This is a genomic window from Pseudidiomarina aestuarii (genome assembly GCF_003987355.1).
GTDB lineage: Bacteria > Pseudomonadota > Gammaproteobacteria > Enterobacterales > Alteromonadaceae > Pseudidiomarina > Pseudidiomarina aestuarii.
On sequence record NZ_PIPR01000001.1, the window covers coordinates 1,858,751 to 1,881,469 of the forward strand.

The following is a 22,719-nucleotide window of genomic DNA, read 5'->3' on the forward strand; positions in this document are numbered from 1 at the left end:
AGGTAATACAAAAAATTTATTAATTTGGAGCATAACAATTCAATGGCATACCTACTATTGCGTTAACCATAAAAAAGTGACACTTTGTCGAGAGTTAGACCTTTTTAACAACAACTTATACGTACCCATGACACTAACTCCCCAATCGCTTGCACGTTACAGCTTATTCATCGCTCTGTGGTTATTGGTTTGGCGACTTTCTGTACTCATGGAATATCAGCCCCATGCGAGTCTCTGGTTTCCGCCCGCTGGACTCAGTTTCGCTGCTTTTTTGCTACTCGGTTGGCGTGCACTTCTACCCGTCTTTATTGCCTCGTTTTTATCAACACTTTGGATGTATTGGCTAGACAGCAACATCGTTTCAATTCAGCAACAAATGACCAGCGCAATTTGGTTCGGATTTGCACATATTATTGCCTATGGTTTCGGTGGCACATTATGCGGCTACTTTTTACAACGTGAGCAGCGACAGAACTTCCCCAAGCAAATCTATATTTTTCTATTATTCGGAGGAGCAACCACTCTACTGGCGACATTCTCTGGCATTATTGCTCTTCATTTAGCCGACCCGCAGCTACAGATCAATTTCATGACAACCTGGTTGCCTTGGTGGATTGGTGATTTAGCTGGCACTTTTGTGATGGCACCAATCTTTATTATCGTCATTATGAAAATCTGGCCACAACTGACCGATTGGACGGGTATTTATCAACAAACAAAAGCGCCGAAAGTAACATCCAAAAATCAGTTCGTAGTCAAACTCTTGGTGTTGCAATTGTTACTCGCGGTGGTGATGATTGCAGATAACTCCCTCGCAAATCCCGCTCTCGCATTTGCAGTCTTCTTTTTGAGCTTGCCGCAAATGTGGATTGTTTACTCGGAGAGCTCTTGGCGCGCCATAGTAAGCTTGGCCTTAACCAGCCTTGCAATAGCATTGTGGGTAGGCCTTTTAGGTATGAGCGACTCGGCTATCACCTATCAATTTGCGCTGTGCGTGATAGCGGCAAACGCCTATTTTGGCATGGCAGTTCCCAACCTTGCCCAACAAAATCAAGTGCTCTATCAGCAAAATATTACCGATGGATTGACCGGTATTATCACTCGCCAACATTTTATTGAATGCACCGAAAAAGTGCTGAAACGACAGATTCTCAATCGACAGCCTGTAAGTTTATTGATTTTCGACCTCGATCACTTCAAAACCATCAATGATACGTATGGGCACTCGATTGGTGATGAAGCGCTCGTTTCCGCAGCCCAAGCAATCAAGAAACTGATTCGCGAAGGTGACTTAGTCGGTCGCTTTGGTGGCGACGAATTTCTAGTTCTACTGCCCAACCAGAATTTAAGCGAAGCTGAAGCTACCGCACAGCGATTGAAACGTGACCTACCTACTATTGAAGTCAATGGGCTACAATTACCCCTAACAGCAAGTTTTGGAGTGATTGAGTTTCAAGCACATGAACAAGTTCAACAGGCACTCATTCGGGCTGACGACGCTTTACGCAGAGCAAAACATCTCGGTCGCAATAAGGTAGCTACAGCACCATGAATATCGACATCCTAGTCGCCACCACCTCCGGCAATACCGAATACCTTGCCGATCAAATCGCTGAACAACTGCAACACGCAGGGTTTACCACTAGCCTTCATTATGAACCCGACTACAGTGACCTACTTGAGGCGTTGCGGCAAAGCAACGAAGAAACCTTCTGGTTATGCTGTATAGCGAGTCATGGTGCGGGAGAATATGCCGACTCAATGTTGGACTTTGCCGAACAAATGCATGCCGAAAAGCCGCAACTGGATGAACTTAATTTTACGGTTATTGCTGTTGGCGATAGCTGCTATGACACGTTTTGTTCAGCTGGTCGGGATTGTGATGCGTTGTTAGATAAGCTGCATGCGAAACGCGCAATTGAACGCCTTGAAATAGATATGGCTACGGAAGATCCAGAAGAAAAAGCCGCTGAATGGCTTCCAAAACTAATCACATGGTTAAATAATAAACAGTCGTAAATGTGTATAACCTCTGTTTAAGATCCCCTAAGCTCTGTTTACTCCCCTGTGATAACTCTGTGTATAACTGTCATTGTGGATAACTACCGATCTTATCCACCGTTTGATCACGGGAACGATCATCATCTGATCACAGGGAATGAGATCGTTGTGATCCTTGTTGAATATGCGCTACAAACGCTTATCCACAGAAATTCTTTCCCTAGTAGTAGTAGTAATAAAAGATCAAAAACAAGATCAAAACCTTTTATAAGATCTAACCCACTACAATCCCGCAGCATTTAAGCGTTTTGATCTGGATCAATTCACGCTAAAATACACGGCTCTGCGATCCTCTCTGGGATCCCAAATTTTTTAAGACATTGAGACGGACCATTATGAGTAACCAGCACAACTTTCACCAACACTATGACGTCATTGTCATTGGCGGTGGTCATGCAGGAACTGAAGCCGCATTGGCTGCAGCTCGCATGGGTTGTCAAACATTGCTGCTCACGCACAACATCGAAACATTAGGACAAATGTCCTGCAATCCAGCTATTGGTGGCATTGGTAAAGGTCATTTAGTCAAAGAGATCGATGCGTTAGGCGGTGCAATGGCAATTGCAGCCGATCGCGCTGGTATTCAATTTCGGACGCTCAATTCTTCCAAAGGTCCGGCAGTACGTGCTACGCGGGCTCAGGCTGATCGAGTTCTGTATCGAGCAGCTATTCGTGAACAACTCGAGAACCACGAAAACTTAAGTTTGTTTCAACAAGCCTGTGATGATCTCGTTGTAGAAAACGATCGTGTAATCGGTGTCGTTACACAAATGGGATTAAAGTTTTCAGCAAAAACAGTTGTTTTAACCGTAGGTACTTTCCTTGGTGGTCAAATACATATTGGTCTCGACAATTATCAAGGTGGTCGAGCTGGTGACCCACCAGCGAATGCTTTAGCCAAACGTCTGCGTGAGTTACCACTGCGTGTTGATCGACTCAAAACAGGTACACCACCACGGGTCGATGCAAAGACGATCGATTTCTCAGTCATGCAAGAGCAACCGGGTGATTCTCCAACACCTGTATTTTCGTTTATGGGTGATGGCTCCGATCATCCACAACAAATTTCGTGTTACATCACGCATACCAACGAAAAAACCCACGACATTATCAAAGGTGGATTAGACCGTTCACCGATGTATTCTGGCGTGATCGAAGGTATTGGTCCGCGTTATTGTCCGTCAATTGAAGACAAAGTAATGCGTTTTGCCGACAAGAATTCGCATCAAATCTTTGTAGAGCCAGAAGGTTTAACCACCAACGAAGTCTATCCAAATGGCATTTCAACCAGTCTGCCATTTGATGTGCAAGTTCAATTGGTTCGTTCCATAAAAGGATTTGAAAATGCGCACATTACCCGTCCTGGTTATGCCATCGAATATGATTATTTTGATCCTCGTGATCTGAAGCAGTCACTCGAAACCAAATATATTCATGGACTGTTTTTTGCTGGCCAAATTAACGGCACTACTGGCTACGAAGAAGCCGGTGCGCAAGGTTTAGTGGCGGGTTTAAATGCGGCATTGCAAGCGCAAGATAAAGAATCATGGGCGCCGCGGCGTGACCAAGCCTACATGGGCGTGTTGATCGACGATCTATCGACACTGGGTACCAAAGAGCCGTATCGGATGTTTACTTCACGTGCCGAGTATCGCTTGTTATTGCGCGAAGACAACGCCGATATGCGTTTAACTGAACAGGGTCGACAACTGGGCTTGGTTGATGATGCTCGCTGGGCACGCTTTAGCGAGAAAATGGAAGCTATCGAACAAGAGCAACAACGGTTGCGCAGTTTGTGGATCCATAAGGATCATCCAGCGGTGGATGCCGTGAATGAACATGTCAAAACGCCAATCACTCGTGAAGTAAACGGTGAAGATTTGCTGCGTCGCCCTGAAATGACCTATGCAGTCATGATGTCTATTCCAGCCTTGGGCCCTGGCTTAACGGATCAGCAAGCTGCTGAACAAGTGGAAATTCAAACCAAATACGCTGGTTACATTCACCGCCAACAAGATGAAATAGCCAAGCAGCAACGTCATGAAAATACTAAACTTCCGCTTGATTTTGACTACAAATCCATCAAAGGTTTGTCGAATGAAGTAGTGGCCAAACTGAATCAGCATCAGCCGGAAACGGTGGGTAAAGCCGCTCGAATTTCAGGTATTACACCTGCTGCGATTTCGATGCTGTTGGTCCATCTAAAAAAACAAGGATTGTTGCGCCGCAGCGCATAAAAGAAAACTTATGCTAGAAATTTTAACCCGCTTGATTGAGCAATCAGGGGTGGCAGCGACGCCGCAACAAACCAAGATGCTGCTGACTTTAGTTGAGCAATTGAACAAGTGGAATAAGGCTTACAATCTAACGTCGGTGCGTGATCCTCGGCAGATGCTGAGCAGGCATATTGTCGACAGTATTGTGATCAAACCTTACCTCCAAGGAGAGCGGTTTATTGACGTCGGCACTGGCCCGGGTTTACCCGGATTACCGCTCGCCATTATCATGCCAAATTGCCATTTTACATTGTTAGATTCACTGGGTAAGCGCATCCGTTTTATTCGCCAGTTTTGTCATGAAAATCAAATAACTAACGTTACGGCAGTACAAAGCCGAGTAGAAGATTTTGAGCCTGAACAGAAATTTGATGGCGTGATAAGTAGAGCCTTTGCCTCGCTTAATGATATGCTCACTTGGTGTCATCAATTACCAACCGAACAAGGGCGCTTTTACGCCTTGAAGGGACAATACCCAACCGCAGAACTGGCTCAATTGCCGACTGGGTTTGTGGTCGAGCAGATAGAAAAACTGCAAGTTCCCGAAGCCGATGGCGAACGTCATTTGGTATTGATTAGAGCTGCGAACTAAAGCAAGCCAAGTAAACTAAGAGGTTATACCGGTGGGAAGAATCATAGCCATAGCCAATCAAAAAGGTGGGGTCGGTAAAACGACCACAGCAGTAAATTTGGCTGCCTCCATGGCCGCCACTCGGCGCAAAGTGCTATTGATTGATCTTGACCCGCAAGGCAATGCCACCATGGGTAGTGGCATCGATAAATACGATGTCGAAAACACTGCCTACGAATTACTGGTCGACGAAAAGCCCGCCAGCGAAGTGATCATCAAAGAAACCAACGGTAAGTATCATTTGATTGCTGCCAATGGTGATGTCACCGCTGCCGATATCAAATTGATGCAGGCATTTGCCCGTGAACAACGCCTCACCAATGCGTTGAAACCCGTACAAGACCAGTACGACTTTATTTTTATTGATTGTCCGCCCTCGCTCTCAATGTTAACCGTTAACGCCATGGCCGCTGCCGATTCAGTGTTGGTACCGATGCAATGTGAGTATTACGCGTTAGAGGGGTTAACGGCCTTGATGGATACCATCGAGCGTCTCGCATCAGCAGTGAATCCACGACTGACCATTGAGGGCATTTTACGGACTATGTATGACCCGCGTAATCGCCTCGCGAATGACGTGTCTGAACAATTGAAAACGCATTTCGGTGATAAAGTGTACCGAACTGTAATCCCGCGTAACGTGCGCTTAGCAGAAGCGCCAAGTTTTGGTGCTCCGGCCATGTATTACGATAAATCATCAACGGGTGCCAAAGCCTATTTATCGTTGGCTGGCGAATTGATTCGCCGCGCAGAACAACAAAAGAAAGCCGAATCAACGGCTGAAGCCTGAGGAAGAACAGTGCTATGTCTGTGAAAAAACGAGGACTAGGGCGCGGCTTGGATGCCCTGCTAACCAACAATAAACAATCACGGGATGCTGAGTCCAGCGAAGCACCACAAACCGAATCACCGGTACAAAGTGATTTACGCAAGCTTCCCATCGAATGGCTGCAACCTGGCAAGTATCAGCCCCGTAAAGATATGTCACCCGAAGCACTCGAAGATCTTGCTGCATCAGTCAAAGCACAAGGCATTATTCAGCCTATTGTTGTGCGCGAAATCAGCCATGAACGGTTTGAAATCATTGCTGGAGAGCGACGTTGGCGTGCGGCTCAGTTAGCGCGGTTAAGTGAAGTTCCAGTGCTCATCAAACAAGTGCCTGATGAAGCGGCAGTGGCTATTGCACTGATTGAGAATATTCAACGCGAAGATCTGAACGCGATGGAAGAAGCCACCGCATTGCAGCGACTGTTGGATGAGTTTCGTTTGACCCATCAAGAAGTTGCCGACGCAGTGGGTAAATCACGCGCCACGGTAACCAATTTGTTGCGTCTGAATAATCTCGAAAAAGAGAGTAAAACTCTGCTTGAACGTGGCGACATTGAATTGGGTCACGCTAAATTATTATTGGCTTTACAAGGTGATGCACAGAGTGATGCCGCTCGTGTGATCGCGGCCAAAGCAATGACCGTAAGAGAAGCAGAAAAATTGGTCCGTAGCTTGTTAGAGCCGGGCAAACCTAAGCCTGAACCGAAACAACCAGATGCCGACATACAGCGTCTCGAACAGCGCTTAAGTGAACATCTTGGCGCCGCCGTTGCAATCAACCATGGGCGTAAAGGTAAAGGTAAAGTTGTGATTAATTACAGCAATTTGGATGAGCTTGACGGAATTTTGCAGCATTTGCAGCTTTCCGACAGCTAACAAGTTTGCAATTAAACCGCAAATCTTTATACTATCGCGGGCTTTTCAGCGAGGTTTTAGGCCCGTGACGAATACAATTAATAGCACTGGAAAACAACTCGCTGCTCGCTTGCTTCGTGTGCAGGCTGGAGCGATTTTTTTATTGGCGTGTGTGTTTTCTCTGGTGCAGCCAATAAATGGCTATCTTTATTTTTGGGGCGTGGTTGGCGGCGGCATTGCCGTGATGATCCCAACCGCACTCTTCGCATGGCGTGCATTTGCTTCAGGCGGCGCGCGTGCAGCACAACAAGTTGTGTCGAACTTTTTTGCAGGTGAGGCGATTAAACTGACCCTTGCCGTAGCCCTGCTAGTGGCTTTGTTGGTGTTTACCACGCTCCCGTATAGTGCGGTTTTGAGCGGTTACATCATCACCCTGTTTGTGCAGTGGCTAGCACCGATTTTGTTTTTAAAATCAACTTAAAATTGTGGGAAATTAAGATGGCTGCAGAAGAGGTAACACTCACGAGTCATATCCAACACCACTTAACGAACGCAAAGATGTGTGTCGCTGATGACGGCAGCTTTGTATTCAATAAGGCATGTGAAAATGCAGGGTTTTGGGCATGGCACATTGACACCCTCGCCTGGTCAATTGGACTGGGTATCTTATTCTTAATGTTGTTCCGTAGTGCGGCGAAAAAGGCCGACATGGGCGTGCCTGGTAAATTCCAATGTTTCATCGAAATCATTGTCGAATTTGTTGCCGGTAACGTACGCGACACCTTCCATGGCAAAAGTAAACTCATTGCCCCACTGGCATTGACCATCTTCGTCTGGGTTTTCTTGATGAACTTGATGGATTTGATTCCAGTTGACTTCTTACCGTCATTTGCCGGTTGGATCGGATCGACCTTCTTCGGTATGGACTCACATGATGTCTATATGAAGATTGTACCGACCACGGACATTAATATGACAGCCGCTCTGGCTATTGGTGTTTTCTTGCTGATGATTGGCTACAACATTCGCTTCAAAGGCGTAGTTGGCTTTATCAAAGAGTTAACGTTGCACCCATTTAGCTCGAATAATATTGCGGTACAAATTTTACTGATTCCATTTAACTTCTTGCTGGAAGTCATTGCCCTCATCGCGAAGCCGTTCTCACTGGCACTGCGTTTGTTCGGTAACCTCTATGCAGGTGAGTTAATCTTTATTTTGATTGGTGCGGTCGGCCTAATGCAGTTGCCATTGCACTTCATTTGGGCGGTATTCCATATTCTGGTCATCGTGCTCCAAGCCTTCGTCTTCATGATGTTGACGATTGTGTACTTGAGCATGGCTAGCTCGGAAAGCCACTAAGTTTTTTGTTTTACGTGTTTTAACTTTTACTTTTAGCTCTTAACTTTTATTGGAGAAAACAATGGAACTAATGTTAGGTCTTAAATTTATCGCAGTTGCTCTGTTGATCGGTTTCGGTGCAATCGGTACTGCTATCGGCTTCGGTAACATGGGTGGTAAATTCCTGGAAGCGTGTGCACGTCAGCCAGAATTAGCTCCTTCACTGCAAGTTAAAATGTTCATCTTGGCAGGTCTGATCGATGCGGTAGCAATGATCGGTGTTGGTATCGCCATGGTCCTGTTGTTCGTTCTGTAAGGCTCGATACACATTTTCGAACAATGAACGAATAGGAGGGTGGGTCTATGAACATTAATATGACCCTGATCGGTGAATTAATCGCGTTTATCGTCTTTGTGCTGTTCTGCATGAAGTTTGTTTGGCCACCGCTGAACAATGCGATTGAAGCTCGTCAAAAGAAAATTGCTGACGGTCTTGCTGCGGGCGAACGTGCCGAGAAGGACCTCGAGTTGGCGCAAGCCAAAATTGCTGACGAACTGAAAGAAGCGAAAGCGCAAGCTGCCGATATCATCGCCCAAGCGAAAAAACGCGCGGACGAGACCATCGAAGACGGCAAAAAACGTGGTGAGCAGGAGCGCGAGAAAGTCGTTGCTGCAGGTCACGCAGAAGTCGAAGCAGAGCGGAATCGCTTACGTGAAGAATTGCGCAAGCAAGTGGCTGTTTTAGCTGTTGCAGGTGCAAGCAAAATTATCGGGCGCGAAATTGATAAAAACGCCCACAGTGACATTGTTGAAAAACTGGTCGCTGAACTCTAACCAAAGGGGTTTGTGCAAATGTCAGAATTGACTACGGTTGCTCGCCCCTATGCAAAAGCAGCTTTTGATTTTGCAGTAGAGAACGGCGCGTTAGAAAAGTGGAACGACATGATTGCGTTTGCAGCTGCGGTTGCAACAGACGCAACTATGGCTACTTTTTTGAGCAGCGCTGAAACGCTGGAGAAGAAAACTGACGTTTATGTTCAGGTTTGCGGTGAGCAACTTGATGAAAATGGTCAGAACTTTGTCCGTTTGATGGCTGAAAATGGTCGTCTGAAAGCGTTACCTGCGGTACTTGCCTTATTTGGTGAGTTACGTGCTGATTACGAAAAAGAAGTTGTTGTAGAGGTTACTTCAGCAACTAAATTATTGAAAAAGCAGCAGGATGAACTCGTAAAAGCGTTAGAGAAACGTTTTTCACGCAAAGTTAAGCTGAATTGCACTGTCGATGAAAACATTGTTGGCGGCTTATATATCAAAGCCGGTGACACCGTCATCGACGGTACGGTGCGCGGCAAGATCGATCGCCTTGCACACGCACTGCAATCCTAATTGGGGACTTGAGCATGCAACTGAATTCAAATGAAATCGCAGAGCTGATCAAAAAACGAATTGAGAAATTCGAAGTGGTCAGCGAAGCTCGTAACGAAGGTACCATTATCTCGGTTACCGACGGTATCATCCGCATCCACGGCTTAGCTGACTGTATGCAGGGTGAGATGGTCGAGCTTCCTGGAAATCGTTACGCTATCGCTTTGAACCTTGAGCGCGACTCTGTTGGCGCCGTGGTTATGGGTCCTTATGCGGACCTGCAAGAAGGCGTTAAAGTTAAATCAACTGGCCGGATCTTAGAAGTTCCGGTGGGTCGCGCATTGTTAGGCCGCGTCGTGAACACCTTGGGTGCTCCTATCGACGGTAAAGGCCCAATTGATGCTGACGGCTTTGAGCCAGTTGAGAAAATCGCACCAGGCGTTATTGAACGTCAATCGGTCGACCAGCCAGTGCAAACTGGTTATAAATCTATCGATGCGATGATTCCAATCGGCCGTGGTCAGCGTGAGCTGGTTATCGGTGACCGTCAAACAGGTAAAACTGCGTTGGCTGTCGATGCCATTATCAACCAGAAAGACTCTGGTATTAAGTGTGTGTACGTCGCTATCGGTCAGAAAGCGTCTACTATCGCAGCCGTTGTACGTAAGCTAGAAGAGCATGGCGCAATGGAAAACACCATTGTTGTAGCGGCTTCTGCTTCTGAGTCTGCAGCACTTCAATACTTGGCAGCCTATTCAGGCTGTACCATGGGTGAATACTTCCGTGACCGCGGTGAAGATGCACTAATCGTGTATGATGATTTGTCTAAGCAAGCTGTTGCTTATCGTCAAATCTCATTGCTATTACGTCGTCCGCCAGGTCGTGAAGCCTACCCAGGTGACGTTTTCTATCTACATTCTCGTTTGCTTGAGCGTGCAGCTCGCGTAAATGCGGACTACGTAGAGAAATTTACAAATGGTGAAGTGAAAGGTAAAACCGGTTCACTAACCGCTCTGCCAATTATCGAAACCCAAGCGGGTGACGTATCGGCCTTCGTACCAACTAACGTAATTTCGATTACCGATGGTCAGATCTTCTTAGAAACTGACTTGTTCAACGCGGGTATTCGCCCTGCCGTGAACGCTGGTGTATCGGTATCACGTGTAGGTGGTGCAGCACAGACGAAAATCATCAAGAAATTGGGTGGTGGTATTCGTTTGGCATTGGCTCAGTATCGTGAGTTGGCAGCATTCGCCCAGTTCGCATCTGATCTTGACGAAGCAACACGTGCTCAGTTAGAGCATGGTCAGCGCGTCACCGAACTGATGAAACAGAACCAATATGAGCCTATGAGCGTGGCTGATATGGCTGTGTCTATCTTCTCTGCCGAAAAAGGCTACCTGAAAGATGTGGCACAGGACAAAATCCTCGACTTCGAAAGTGCGTTAATTTCGTACATGCGTAGCGAGCACGCTGACCTAATGGCTGATATTGATAAAACTGGCAACTATAACGACGACATCGAAGCCAAACTGCATGAAGGCCTGAAAACCTTCAAGAAAACGCAGTCTTGGTAAGCGCAACGTGGCTTCAGCTTGCTGAGGCCACACGTCGTTGAGTTAACAGGAGATTTATCATGGCCGGCGGGAAAGAGATAAAAACCAAGATCGGGAGTATTAACAATACTCAGAAGATCACCAGTGCGATGGAAATGGTCGCGGCGTCTAAGATGAAAAAGGCGCAAGAACGGATGGCTTCGAGCCGCCCGTACGCGGACAGCATCTACAAGGTGATCGGCCATGTTGCCCATGCAAACTTGGAATATCGTCATCCGTACCTAAACGAACGGGACGTGAAACGAGTGGGTTACATTGTCATTTCAACCGACCGAGGCTTGTGTGGTGGCTTGAATACGAACGAATTCAAAGCGGTCGTAAAGCATGCTAAATCACAACAAGACAATGGTGTTGAAGTTGACTTTGCAGCTATTGGCAACAAGGCAACGGGTTTCTTTAAACGCTTTGGTGGCCGTTTACTGGCGCAAACTTCAGGTCTTGGTGATAAACCAACCGTGAACGATGTGCTCGGGACTGTGCAGGTAATGTTAGATGCTTTCGATGAAGGCAAAATTGACCGCCTGTACTTGGTGTACAACAAGTTTGTGAACACCATGCGGCAAGAGCCAACGATAGCGCAAATGCTACCGTTGCCAAAAGCCGAGTCTCGCGATGAGGTGCAGTCAGGTAGCTGGGACTACTTGTACGAGCCAGATCCACAGCCAATTTTAGAGTTATTGATCCGTCGTTTCGTTGAAGCGACCGTGTATCAAGGTGTAGTGGACAACATCGCCAGTGAACAGGCAGCACGGATGGTGGCAATGAAGGCCGCTACCGACAACGCCGAAGACCTGATCGATCAATTGCAACTGGTGTACAACAAAGCACGTCAGGCAGCAATTACCCAAGAAATTTCGGAAATTGTATCGGGCGCCGAAGCGGTTTAAGGCGAAGCTTGCAAGAATTTTAGAGTTAGAGGAAATGTCATGAGTCAAGGTAAGGTCGTGCAAATAATTGGCGCGGTTGTGGATATCGAATTTCCACAATCAAGCGTGCCAAAGGTCTACGACGCGCTGAAGGTGACCGACGGTGACCTCAAGGGTTTGACCCTCGAAGTGCAGCAGCAGCTGGGTGGCGGTATCGTGCGTACAATCGCATTGGGTACTACTGACGGTCTGCGTCGTGGAATTACTATTGAAAATACTGGTGAGCCAATTATGGTTCCAGTGGGTAAGCAAACACTGGGTCGTATCATGGACGTCTTGGGCGAGCCAATTGATGAAGCAGGCGCCATTGGTGAAGAAGAGCGTATGTCTATTCACCGCGCAGCACCTTCGTACGAAGAGCAATCAAACGCAACTGAGCTACTCGAAACGGGTATCAAAGTTATCGATTTGATTTGTCCGTTCGCGAAGGGCGGTAAGGTTGGTCTGTTCGGTGGTGCCGGTGTAGGTAAAACCGTAAACATGATGGAGCTTATCCGTAACATCGCTATCGAGCACAGCGGTTACTCAGTATTCGCTGGTGTTGGTGAGCGTACTCGTGAGGGTAACGACTTCTATCACGAGATGAAAGATTCCAACGTATTGGACAAAGTAGCTCTCGTATATGGTCAGATGAACGAGCCTCCGGGTAACCGTTTGCGCGTGGCTTTGACCGGTTTGACCATGGCGGAGAAATTCCGTGATGAAGGCCGAGATGTTCTGTTCTTCGTTGATAACATCTATCGTTACACCCTAGCCGGTACGGAAGTATCTGCATTGTTGGGTCGGATGCCATCAGCAGTAGGTTATCAGCCAACTCTTGCTGAAGAGATGGGTGTACTGCAAGAACGTATCACTTCAACCAAAACCGGTTCAATCACGTCAATCCAAGCGGTCTATGTACCTGCGGATGACTTGACCGATCCATCACCAGCAACCACCTTCGCCCACTTGGATGCGACGGTTGTATTGTCACGTGATATCGCGTCTCTGGGTATCTACCCTGCGGTTGACCCTCTGGATTCAACTTCACGTCAGTTGGACCCACTGGTTATTGGTAAAGAGCATTACGAAACAGCGCGTGGCGTTCAGTCAGTTCTTCAGCGTTACAAAGAACTGAAAGATATCATCGCTATTTTGGGTATGGACGAGTTGTCAGAAGAAGACAAAATGACCGTATCACGTGCTCGTAAAATTCAGCGTTTCTTATCGCAGCCATTCTTCGTTGCTGAAGTATTTACAGGCTCACCAGGTAAGTATGTGTCGCTGAAAGACACCATTGCTGGTTTTAAAGGTATCTTAAACGGTGACTACGACGACCTGCCAGAGCAAGCGTTCTACATGGTTGGTAGCATCGAAGAAGCGGCCGAAAAAGCCAAGAAAATGTAAGAACCGGGAGGTTTAAATGGCAGCTAAAACTGTACAGCTTGACGTGGTCAGTGCCGAAGAACGTTTGTTCTCTGGTGCAGTAGAGACCGTGCAAGTGACCGGTAGCGAAGGTGAACTGGGTATCTACCCAGGCCACGCCCCTCTTCTAACCACAATCAAACCAGGTATGGTCCGTATTGTGAAAGAAGGTGGCGAGGAGCAAATCATCTACGTTGCTGGTGGTGTGCTGGAAGTGCAGCCTCACAACGTCTCGGTGCTTGCTGACTCAGCAGTTCGTGGTGATGAGCTGGATGAACAGAAAGCTCTGGAAGCTAAGAAACATGCTGAAGAAGCAATTGCAGATTCTAGTTCTGATCTGAGTTACGCAGAAGCGGCAGCAGAACTGGCACGAGCGTTGGCGCAGTTGCAGATTATTCGTAAAATCAAAAAATAATCGGTGAAACGCTAAAAATATGAAAAGACTCGTAAGTTCACGCTTGCGGGTCTTTTTTTCGCCTGTTAATTTTCTGTAATCCCGCTAGAATAGGGCATTCTGATTCACAACTGATTGATGGAAGGATTCATGGCATTGAGTGTAGTGGTTCTCGCCGCTGGCAAGGGCACGCGTATGCGTTCAGCGCTACCCAAGGTGTTACATCCTGTTGCTCATAAAGCTATGGTGCAACATGTGATTGATGCCGCTCGACACTTGGCATCGGACGCCATTCATGTGATTTACGGTCATGGTGCTGACGCACTGTTAGAGCGTCTACAAAATCAACAACTCAATTTTGTTGAACAAGCTCAGCAACTCGGCACCGGGCATGCGGTGCAGCAAGTGCTACCGCATCTCAATGATGACGAGCAAGTGCTTATTCTCTATGGTGACGTTCCCCTGACCCGAGTTGAAACCCTTGAAGCGCTGATTGAAGCAGGTGCGCAAACTGAACTCGCACTGTTGACTGTCACCCTACCGGATCCAACCGGTTATGGTCGTATTTTGCGTGATGCAACAGGCAACATTACCGGCATTGTTGAGCAAAAAGACGCTAATCCTGAACAATTAAGAGTCAACGAAGCGAACACCGGGATGATGGTTGCTCAGGGTAAGGCGCTCAAGCGATGGCTGAGTCAGCTCTCGAATGACAATGCTCAAGGCGAATATTACCTCACTGATATTGTTGCTATGGCTGCCGCAGAAGGCGTGTCGATTGCCTCTACGCAACCACAAGATATTCATGAAGTTGAAGGCGCAAACAACCGTTTGCAACTGGCAGCTTTAGAGCGCGCTTACCAACAGCGCCAGGCAGAAGCGCTCATGCTAAACGGCGCAACGTTGCTTGATCCAGCTCGCGTAGATGTGCGCGGAAACGTCAGCATTGCCAATGACGTCGTTATTGATGTGAACGTTATTTTTGAAGGCGAAGTGGAACTTGGCGAAGGCGTGATTATCGAAAGCCATTGTATCCTGCGTAACTGTCGCATTGGTGCTCATTCGCGGGTGAAATCCCATAGCATTGTTGAAGAGGCCGAGCTTGCCGAACGCTGTGAGGTTGGTCCTTATGCGCGTTTGCGCCCGGGGTCAGTATTAGCCGAGGGAGCCAAGGTGGGCAACTTCGTCGAAATGAAAAAGACCCGCATGGGTAAAGGCTCGAAAGCCAATCATTTGACGTATTTGGGTGATGCCGAAATAGGTGAAGGCGTAAACGTTGGCGCGGGTACCATTACCTGTAATTACGATGGCGTGAATAAGTCTGTGACTCAAATTGATGATGGCGCCTTCATTGGCTCCAACAGTTCATTGGTGGCACCGGTTCGGATAGGTAAAAACGCGACCGTGGGTGCAGGCTCAACCGTGACTAAAGATATTGAAGATAGCGAGCTAGGTATTGCTCGTGGTAAACAACGGAATATAAGTGGCTGGCAACGGCCTCAGAAAAAAGGATAAGACCTCTATGTGTGGAATTGTTGGCGCAACCTCAGAACGCCGGATCAGTGATATCTTGCTGGAAGGCCTAAAACGCTTAGAGTATCGAGGTTACGATTCTGCGGGCTTAGCCGTCCTCAATGCGGATGGTGATATTGAGACGATTCGTCGGACGGGTAAAGTACAGGCATTGCGTGATGCGGTTGGCGACTCGCCACTGGATGGCACTACTGGTATCGCTCATACGCGCTGGGCAACCCACGGCGGTGTTACTGAAGCCAACGCGCACCCACATATTTCTTCGGACTGCATTGCAGTAGTCCATAACGGCATTATTGAAAACCATGACAAGCTCCGCGAGAAATTGCGCGGCTTGGGTTATACCTTTGTGTCGGATACTGACACTGAAGTGATTTGTCACTTGGTACATCATGAACAGAAATCCCATAAAGATCTCTTTGCTGCTGTTCAAGCCGCTGTGCGTCAGCTCGACGGCGCTTATGGCACGGTAGTCATGGATTGTCGCGAGCCAGGTCGCTTGGTCGTGGCGCGCTCAGGCAGCCCTTTGGTTATTGGTCTTGGCATTGGCGAGAACTTTATTGCGTCTGATCAATTGGCTTTGCTGCCGGTTACACGCAAGTTTATGTACCTTGAAGAAGGTGACATGGCTGATGTAACGCGCACGGACGTTAAAGTATACGACCAAGCTGGCGAGCGTGTTGAGCGCGAAGTAATTGAGTCGGATGGTAACTATGATGCTGGTGGCAAAGGTAACTATCGCCACTTTATGCTGAAAGAAATTCATGAACAACCGGTTGCAGTGCGTAATGCACTAGACGGGCGCCTTGTCGATGGCACGGTAAGCGAAGATGCCTTTGGGCATGGCTCATTGGAACTGCTGAAAGACATTAAGCACGTCCAAATTGTGGCGTGTGGTACTTCATATCATGCCGGTATGGTCGCGCGTTATTGGCTGGAAGCTATGGCAGGCGTGTCGTGTAATGTCGAAATCGCCTCAGAATTCCGTTATCGCCAGTCATACGTGCATCCGAATAGCCTGTTGGTCACCATTTCGCAGTCAGGCGAAACCGCCGACACTTTGGCCGCATTGCGCTTATCCAAACAGCTCGGCTACAAAGGCAGCTTAACCATCTGTAACGTACCAACATCATCGATGGTCCGCGAATCCGACCTCGCCTACATGACCCGTGCCGGCACCGAGATTGGCGTTGCCTCAACCAAAGCTTTTACCACACAGTTAGTTGGTTTCTTGATGCTGGTGCTTGCTTTAGGTCAGACGCGTGGCATGCGTGACGAACATCGCGTCGCCATTGTCAATGCGCTGCAAGCGCTGCCAGCCAAACTCGAAGAAGCCTTGTTGCTGTCTGACAAAATTGAAGCCCTTGCGCCTGAATTCGCAGACAAATTTCACAGCTTATTCTTAGGTCGTGGCTCGCAATATCCTATCGCAATGGAAGGCGCACTAAAGCTGAAGGAAATCTCGTACATTCACGCCGAAGCCTATGCAGCAGGTGAGCTCAAACATGGCCCATTAGCGCTGATTGATGCAGACATGCCAGTTATTGTCGTCGCGCCGAATGACGAACTGCTCGAGAAGTTGAAGTCTAATGTTGAAGAAGTTCGCGCTCGTGGCGGCATCATGTACGTATTCGCCGACAAAGACGCCCACTTCGCCAGTGATGACAGCATGCGCGTCATCAACGTTACTCACTGCGACGAGCTGATTGCACCGATTGTCTACACCATCCCGCTGCAACTGCTTTCCTACTTCGTCGCCATCATCAAAGGCACCGACGTCGACCAGCCGCGCAACCTGGCAAAATCTGTCACCGTGGAATAACACTATTTACGTTGAAGGGGCTCTAAGGAGCCCCTTTTACTATCTAAATCCCGCTTGTGAAATCCCTTGCAACGCGAGTTAATGTACCGTACTTTTGTCTACATAATTTAAACAAAATTGTGTTCAAGCAAAATCACGGATGACATTAATCTTATGAAGCTTCTCATTGTTTTTATCTCACTCCTCCTGCTGGGTGGCTGCGCTACAGCAATAGATAAGCCTGCTGTCGAGCCTGAACCTGACTTTGTTGGTGTTAGAGATGGTCACCTAGTGTATCGAAGTGGCATCTCTAAAGAGGCGAATCAAGCGCTATTTGAGGCATACGAGAATGCCGCCGATAAACCTGAGCGCCTATTAGTCTCGAGCCGAGGTGGAGAAATCGGTCTAGGATTAGAGCTCGGCAACTGGGTCAAGGACAATAATCTTGATGTTGAGGTTATGGACGTGTGCGCCTCGTCTTGTGCGAACTATATTTTCCCTGCAGCTAAAACAAAATATCTGCGAAAGGACTCTGTATTGCTATGGCATGGTAGTGCGTGGCAAGAGGTTTGGGGGTTGGATGAGGAAGCAGAAAAAGGATTTCACGAATATCTCGATCCGATGCGAGATCGAGAGACGCAATTCTACGCCGAGCTAAATGTGGATAATGCGCTTCCCGTTTATGGTCAGCATGAAATTGGATTTCTGGACGTTATTGTTCACACCTTTAAGAACGGTTTTGGTTCAACGGTTGGATATGACTATTCGCTCGAAGATATGAAGCGATTCGGGTTATCGAATATCGTTCTTATCGACGGCGAATGGGATTGGCGCAAGTACAAACCCAACAACACGAAGCGCGTCCTAAGGCTCGCCGTTAGCGACGACTACGAGTTCAAGCTTCGTCGATATGAACGTGGCGAATAATTATTAACCAATCCATTAATATGACTAGATGTTTGTATAGAACGCTAGGGTTTTTGGGTATTTCGCCGATTTAAGTACGCATCAAGGAAGAGAGTGAAATGATCATAAAACTTAAGAAAGCGCTGATTCTGATTGGTGCCTGGGCGTTCTATTCAATTGTGATTATCTGGGGGCTCTTCGTGCTGTTATTAGAAGGGTGCAGCGCAGTTTGTTATGACGAGGTGGTGGAGCGTGTGGCATCTCCGAATGGTGAGCAGGTGGCTGAGATTACTATTGGTGATTGCGGTGGGGCTACGACTGATTTCTTTGGCTCGGTGAATGTGGTTAGTGGAAACCCTGAACTGCAGGGCGACAAACTGTTTGGTTTTTCCGGTCACCCACGGGAGAGCGGTCTGGAAGTAAAATGGATCAGCGACAATGAGCTCGAGATCAGCGTGTCTAGCTTACAAAAAGTCCGAAGTATCAATCCAAATGGGCGCAATAGCACAAAGCTGAAAGTCACTTACGCCCAACGGCCGCAAACAACGAATAGTCTCCAGGTGCGGAGTACCCAAGTTGCTCATTGACCCCTTCCGAAATGCTTTGCTTGGCAAACCTGTATCTCACGTTTGGGTGGGATACGGGAGTGCGTTATTTGTCGAGTTTGGTTCGCTGACAACCAGAGTCAGACGCGATGGTACTGACGGAAATCCAGTTGGCGAATTTACGTTGATGATTGAATGGAGTTGGCGTATCGAAAAGCCACGCTCTATTCTCGGCGGCAGCTGCAGCTCGGAGCGACGATGGCCGAAAATAATATCAAAGCTATTAGGCGGTATTGTTCAAGAGGTCGATACTTTTGGCGCTCTTCCTGAGATCCAAATTAGTTTGTCCAATGGCTTGCGTATACTTTCCTTTATGACGGACTCGGGACAGCCGGATTGGGCTCTTCTCTCTGAGCGAGATGGCTTGGGTACGCTGTTTGTTAAAAGCGGTAGACTTTGCTTAGAAAAAGAATGAAACAACTCAAAGTCTTACCCATTGGTATTTATGCGGGGTTAGCGGCTGCGATGGTGGGTCTTTTGATGTTTTCGGTTAGCTGGTATCTGTGGGATGTAATTGACGGTCCATTACCCGGTTATGAATTTGTGTTAGCTCCCGGCAACCTGACACTGATCTACATTTGGCATCCTCTCTTCACCGAGGAAATAAATTTTTGGCCAAAGCTCTTGCTGCTCTTGCTGGGACAGTTTTTTGTCGTCGCACTGGCGAGCGCATGTGTAATGCGTGTGTTTAGGAAACTTCGGATGAATCACACGCAACATGATTAACCGGTAACTCACGTGATTGATCAGCAGATTACTCAGCGTGTTCCCGTCAGCGCGGATCAAATCGATGTTCCGATTGCTATGTTTGACGCCTGTGTAGAGACTATTTCACTGAGGGCTTCGGATATATAAAAGCTGGTGTTTTAACACACTGCGGATAATTATGACCATACAAGTATTGAGCTCGTTGTGACCTTGAAAGCAGAAATTGCTCAACATATACGCCTGTTCCGCATGACAGAGAGTTATTTGGACGAAAGAGAGAGAAGATGGAACTTATACAAAAGAAAGACTCAATTAAGCACACCTTTTCTTTTCACGATGAGCACTTCAATTTTGCTTATCAAGAGAAGTTAGGCTCAGGTGATACTGATGTTGAGTATGCCGATTTTCCGCAGAAGTCATCCGTTCAGATCGAACAAAACGAATGGCTTCGTAACGTTGGTTATCTGTGGGTTTTGCTTGGCATTTTTCAAATCGGTTACGCAATTTACTCGGATGGCTCGCTGTCAGGAAAAGGTTTCTGGTTAGTCGTTGGAGCGGCTTGCGTGCTGTGGTAATTACGAACAAAAATAAAATACTCTGTATTTCGAGCGGAAAGCGGCAATATATTTGTTATTCAAGATGGTCTTCACGATTCAATCATCGACGAAATTAATTCTCGTCGAAAAGCTCAGTTACTTCGGTGGTATGGCGACCTAAATCCAAACAATGAACTGCAACAGGAAGTCAATAAGTTCAAATGGTTAGTTGAGCAAGGCGCATTGACGAAAGACGAATCAGATCAAAAAATTGCGCAGGCTGAACTGCTGAGGATGAGTTCACCTGGTAATCCGTCCGAACGTCTCAACTAACTTCTTCCCACCACAGAGAAAAATAAGTTTTATGAAACGAGCGAATGGGTTTTACTTTGGATCGGTAATTGGCTTTTTGAGTTACCTTATCAACGAGTCATTTATTGTTCAGGATAAGATATCTGGAATTTTATCAGTTCTGATTGAGTCCTTATTTTTCGGATTATTTGTGGGCATATTGATGATGTTTGGATTGTCAGCTTTAGCCGGGAGAGCACATAGTGATACGAATTGTTCAAGTGACTTTGCGGATTTAAAACCGAATCCTAAAAAGGAAATTCATTTTAGACCCCCAGGGAAAGAGAAAAAATGAAATCTCCAGCATGCAAGGTCACACTGATTTTTGCGGCACGAGGATATAGATGCATCTGCGCGGTTTCTGGATTAGGATAGCGAAATAAGAATAAGTAGAAAGGAAGCATGACGCTTTGGTGCTACCCAAAAGACCTGAGAATGTGCACTGGTTAACGGGGCAATTTCGGGACGCTCAGAAAGAACGCTATTACCGCGACTCTATTCAAGCGCAAGTGCGCTTTGAGACGTGTTTGGCTCTCATCCTTGCTGCTTGTATTTTTGGCATGTTCGCAATTACCGACTACTTTTTATTGGGCCTGACCCGAGAATATTATCTGTTGGTTGCCATGCGTATTACGGTGGTCAGCTTAAGTGTAATTCTCGCCTTCATTATTGCTCGGTGGGGTAGTTACTCGGAGCGTCCATGGTTGCATGCGCTGCCCCTATGGATTATCGCCATAGGTATTATTCTGATTGTGCCGTTGCGGCCAGAGAGTTTGGGCTCGCAAGTTACGGCGGTTGCAGTGGCAACCATGGCGTTTTATCTACTGATCCCCAACTTATTAACCGTTGCCACTTCAGCAAGTCTGTTTTTATGTGTTGGCTTCTTGGTTGCTGCCGTCGAATTCGCGGGTATCACTCCTGCGGTCACTTTGCGGATCGGTTTACTTATGGTTATGGCCAATTTAGTTGGCTTCTCAGCGTTGCTACGACTGGAAAATCTGCAGCGCAAACAGTTTGCTTTGTTGCAAGAAGAGCGCGAGCAGAATGACCATCTGCTGACCGAAATAGCGCGTAGAAAATCACTTGAAGCACAGTTGCGACAGCTAGCTGAGAAAGATGCGTTAACAGGATTGAATAACCGCAGTCATTTTATGCAGCGAGCTGGCGAACTGCTGCAGCTAGCTGCAGCTGAAAAAATTCCGTTCAGCTTGTTCATGGTCGATGTCGATCACTTCAAAAAAATCAACGATACCCTAGGTCATACTCACGGTGATCGCGTGTTAAAACAAATTGCTGAAACCCTCGCTGATTCGATGCGCCCCACCGATATTATTTGTCGCTTTGGTGGCGAAGAGTTCGTGGTTGCGCTTCCTGACACAGCTGCCGATGACGCTCAACTCCTTGCGGAATGCTTGCGCAAGAATATAGCTTCATTAGCTCTGCAAGATGAAATGGGCGAACTGATGCTCAGTATCACCGTAGGTATTGCCGTCGCACAAGACGGTGAAACCGACCTCGAAGCCCTCATCAAACGTGCTGATGACCTGCTCTATACCGGCAAACGCGACGGGCGCAATCGCGTGGTGCTGGCTGTTGACAAGGCTTCCAATTCATAGACCTCTCTCGACTCCTGTCGTTGAAATGATGTAAATCCCTCAATTAGTGCTAGAGTCAATCAAACGGCTGCAACCGGTCCTCGGTTTGCGTGGCTCACCCTGTCGGAGAAACAGTTATGGCGGTTGCTAGAGAATATTTTCACTTACGTCCTGAGGTGGAGAAAGCTTACGGGTATACCCATGCGTTGCGCATTGGAAATGACATCAAAATTTCTGGTGCCGTCAGCATGGACGACCAGGGAAACCCTACGGCTGTTGGTGACATCGAACAACAAATGAAGAATGTCTACGCCGACTTGCAGAAAATTCTGGAGCACTTTGGTTGTACCTTCGACGATGTCACCGTTGAAAACGTCTTTACTACGAATATGGCTAAATTTTTAGAGGCGTCCGCTTATCGGAGTGGGCTCTATACGACTCATTTTCCAACCGGATCTTGGCTTGAAGTGAAAGGACTGGCATTACCTGAGTTCATGGTCGAGATTGAATTAGAGGTGCATTGCTCTCGATAGGCGATAGGATGGAAGACAGATAAAGGAACCGATATGACTAGTAACTTGGAATTAGCACAGAATGTCTATAAAGCATTCGCGAAGGGCGATATCCCCGCCGTGTTAGCAGGCTTTGCAGCCGATATTCGTTGGGTAGAAGCTGAAGGTGGTCCTTATGGTGGCATTTTTGTGGGTCCAGATGCGGTTCTCGACAACGTCTTTATGAAGCTTGGTGGTGAGTGGGATGGATTCGCAGCCGTACCGAATGAGTTTGTGACCGAAGGCGCAACAGTCATCGCGCTAGGCGAATATAGCGGCACCTACAAAGCGACGGGGAAAAGTTTCAAAGCGCCATTCGCTCATGTCTGGAAGTTCAAAGACGGTAAAGTCACTTCGTTCCAACAATATACGGATACCGCGGTTCATCAACGCCCACTGCAAGCTGATTAATGTTGATGTAATCTAATGTGAAAAGATT

The 22,719-nt window shown here is 47.3% G+C and carries 25 protein-coding genes; all 25 read left to right on the forward strand.

All coding sequences use genetic code 11. The features are described from left to right. The first annotated feature begins 127 nt into the window (after positions 1-127). The 25 genes from CWE22_RS08530 (at position 128) to CWE22_RS08650 (ending at position 22,691) form a co-directional block, all read left to right on the forward strand. Positions 128-1,552 (forward strand): sensor domain-containing diguanylate cyclase, encoded by a 1,425-nt coding sequence (locus CWE22_RS08530; RefSeq protein ID WP_169930896.1) that lies wholly within the window; start codon positions 128-130, stop codon positions 1,550-1,552. Then, entirely contained in the window at positions 1,549-2,019 is a 471-nt protein-coding gene (locus CWE22_RS08535) for a flavodoxin domain-containing protein (protein ID WP_169930897.1), read from the forward strand. The genes CWE22_RS08530 and CWE22_RS08535 overlap by 4 nt, the downstream gene beginning before the upstream one ends. A 377-nt stretch (positions 2,020-2,396) precedes the next feature. After that, on the forward strand, positions 2,397-4,298 hold the full coding sequence (mnmG, locus tag CWE22_RS08540) for a tRNA uridine-5-carboxymethylaminomethyl(34) synthesis enzyme MnmG (RefSeq protein ID WP_169930898.1): 1,902 nt from the start codon (positions 2,397-2,399) through the stop codon (positions 4,296-4,298). A gap of 10 nt (positions 4,299-4,308) precedes the next feature. Next, on the forward strand, positions 4,309-4,929 hold the full coding sequence (rsmG, locus tag CWE22_RS08545; protein WP_169930899.1) for a 16S rRNA (guanine(527)-N(7))-methyltransferase RsmG: 621 nt from the start codon (positions 4,309-4,311) through the stop codon (positions 4,927-4,929). 31 nt (positions 4,930-4,960) lie between these two features. Further along, the gene (locus tag CWE22_RS08550; protein WP_169930900.1) at positions 4,961-5,758 is read left to right on the forward strand and encodes a ParA family protein; all 798 of its coding nucleotides are present in this window, start codon (positions 4,961-4,963) and stop codon (positions 5,756-5,758) included. A 14-nt stretch (positions 5,759-5,772) separates the two neighbouring features. Continuing rightward, positions 5,773-6,672, forward strand: coding sequence for a ParB/RepB/Spo0J family partition protein (locus CWE22_RS08555; protein WP_169930901.1), 900 nt, complete (start codon positions 5,773-5,775; stop codon positions 6,670-6,672). 64 nt (positions 6,673-6,736) lie between these two features. Beyond that, on the forward strand, positions 6,737-7,132 hold the full coding sequence (locus CWE22_RS08560) for an ATP synthase subunit I (protein WP_169930902.1): 396 nt from the start codon (positions 6,737-6,739) through the stop codon (positions 7,130-7,132). Between the two features lie 17 nt (positions 7,133-7,149). Then, entirely contained in the window at positions 7,150-8,010 is an 861-nt protein-coding gene (atpB, locus tag CWE22_RS08565; protein ID WP_169930903.1) for a F0F1 ATP synthase subunit A, read from the forward strand. Positions 8,011-8,071: 61 nt separating this feature from the next. Then, complete coding sequence (atpE, locus tag CWE22_RS08570; protein WP_108602479.1) at positions 8,072-8,305, forward strand: F0F1 ATP synthase subunit C; 234 nt, start codon at positions 8,072-8,074, stop codon at positions 8,303-8,305. A gap of 47 nt (positions 8,306-8,352) precedes the next feature. Further along, a complete protein-coding gene (gene atpF / locus CWE22_RS08575) occupies positions 8,353-8,823 on the forward strand; it encodes a F0F1 ATP synthase subunit B (RefSeq protein ID WP_169930904.1) in 471 nt (156 codons plus the stop codon). Positions 8,824-8,841: 18 nt separating this feature from the next. Further along, positions 8,842-9,375, forward strand: a complete 534-nt coding sequence (gene atpH / locus CWE22_RS08580; protein WP_169930905.1) for a F0F1 ATP synthase subunit delta — start codon at positions 8,842-8,844, stop codon at positions 9,373-9,375. 14 nt (positions 9,376-9,389) lie between these two features. Beyond that, positions 9,390-10,931, forward strand: a complete 1,542-nt coding sequence (gene atpA, locus CWE22_RS08585) for a F0F1 ATP synthase subunit alpha (RefSeq protein WP_169930906.1) — start codon at positions 9,390-9,392, stop codon at positions 10,929-10,931. 59 nt (positions 10,932-10,990) lie between these two features. After that, on the forward strand, positions 10,991-11,857 hold the full coding sequence (gene atpG / locus CWE22_RS08590; RefSeq protein WP_169930907.1) for a F0F1 ATP synthase subunit gamma: 867 nt from the start codon (positions 10,991-10,993) through the stop codon (positions 11,855-11,857). A 39-nt stretch (positions 11,858-11,896) separates the two neighbouring features. After that, positions 11,897-13,282 (forward strand): F0F1 ATP synthase subunit beta, encoded by a 1,386-nt coding sequence (gene atpD, locus CWE22_RS08595; RefSeq protein WP_169930908.1) that lies wholly within the window; start codon positions 11,897-11,899, stop codon positions 13,280-13,282. A gap of 16 nt (positions 13,283-13,298) precedes the next feature. After that, complete coding sequence (locus tag CWE22_RS08600; protein ID WP_169930909.1) at positions 13,299-13,715, forward strand: F0F1 ATP synthase subunit epsilon; 417 nt, start codon at positions 13,299-13,301, stop codon at positions 13,713-13,715. Positions 13,716-13,844: 129 nt separating this feature from the next. After that, positions 13,845-15,209, forward strand: coding sequence for a bifunctional UDP-N-acetylglucosamine diphosphorylase/glucosamine-1-phosphate N-acetyltransferase GlmU (gene glmU, locus CWE22_RS08605; RefSeq protein WP_169930910.1), 1,365 nt, complete (start codon positions 13,845-13,847; stop codon positions 15,207-15,209). A 7-nt stretch (positions 15,210-15,216) separates the two neighbouring features. Continuing rightward, positions 15,217-17,049, forward strand: coding sequence for a glutamine--fructose-6-phosphate transaminase (isomerizing) (gene glmS / locus CWE22_RS08610; protein ID WP_169930911.1), 1,833 nt, complete (start codon positions 15,217-15,219; stop codon positions 17,047-17,049). A 153-nt stretch (positions 17,050-17,202) separates the two neighbouring features. Beyond that, complete coding sequence (locus CWE22_RS08615; protein ID WP_169930912.1) at positions 17,203-17,955, forward strand: hypothetical protein; 753 nt, start codon at positions 17,203-17,205, stop codon at positions 17,953-17,955. 98 nt (positions 17,956-18,053) lie between these two features. Continuing rightward, the gene (locus CWE22_RS08620; RefSeq protein ID WP_169930913.1) at positions 18,054-18,521 is read left to right on the forward strand and encodes a hypothetical protein; all 468 of its coding nucleotides are present in this window, start codon (positions 18,054-18,056) and stop codon (positions 18,519-18,521) included. Continuing rightward, entirely contained in the window at positions 18,511-18,954 is a 444-nt protein-coding gene (locus tag CWE22_RS08625; protein ID WP_169930914.1) for a hypothetical protein, read from the forward strand. Before CWE22_RS08620 ends, CWE22_RS08625 begins: the two co-directional genes overlap by 11 nt. Further along, a complete protein-coding gene (locus CWE22_RS08630; protein ID WP_169930915.1) occupies positions 18,951-19,265 on the forward strand; it encodes a hypothetical protein in 315 nt (104 codons plus the stop codon). The genes CWE22_RS08625 and CWE22_RS08630 overlap by 4 nt, the downstream gene beginning before the upstream one ends. Before the next feature lie 266 nt (positions 19,266-19,531). Next, positions 19,532-19,822, forward strand: coding sequence for a hypothetical protein (locus tag CWE22_RS12130; RefSeq protein ID WP_244595986.1), 291 nt, complete (start codon positions 19,532-19,534; stop codon positions 19,820-19,822). A gap of 749 nt (positions 19,823-20,571) precedes the next feature. Beyond that, entirely contained in the window at positions 20,572-21,750 is a 1,179-nt protein-coding gene (locus CWE22_RS08640; RefSeq protein WP_244595988.1) for a GGDEF domain-containing protein, read from the forward strand. A 116-nt stretch (positions 21,751-21,866) separates the two neighbouring features. Continuing rightward, a complete protein-coding gene (locus CWE22_RS08645) occupies positions 21,867-22,262 on the forward strand; it encodes a RidA family protein (protein ID WP_169930917.1) in 396 nt (131 codons plus the stop codon). A gap of 33 nt (positions 22,263-22,295) precedes the next feature. Then, complete coding sequence (locus CWE22_RS08650; RefSeq protein WP_169930918.1) at positions 22,296-22,691, forward strand: nuclear transport factor 2 family protein; 396 nt, start codon at positions 22,296-22,298, stop codon at positions 22,689-22,691. The last annotated feature ends 28 nt before the right edge of the window (positions 22,692-22,719 follow it).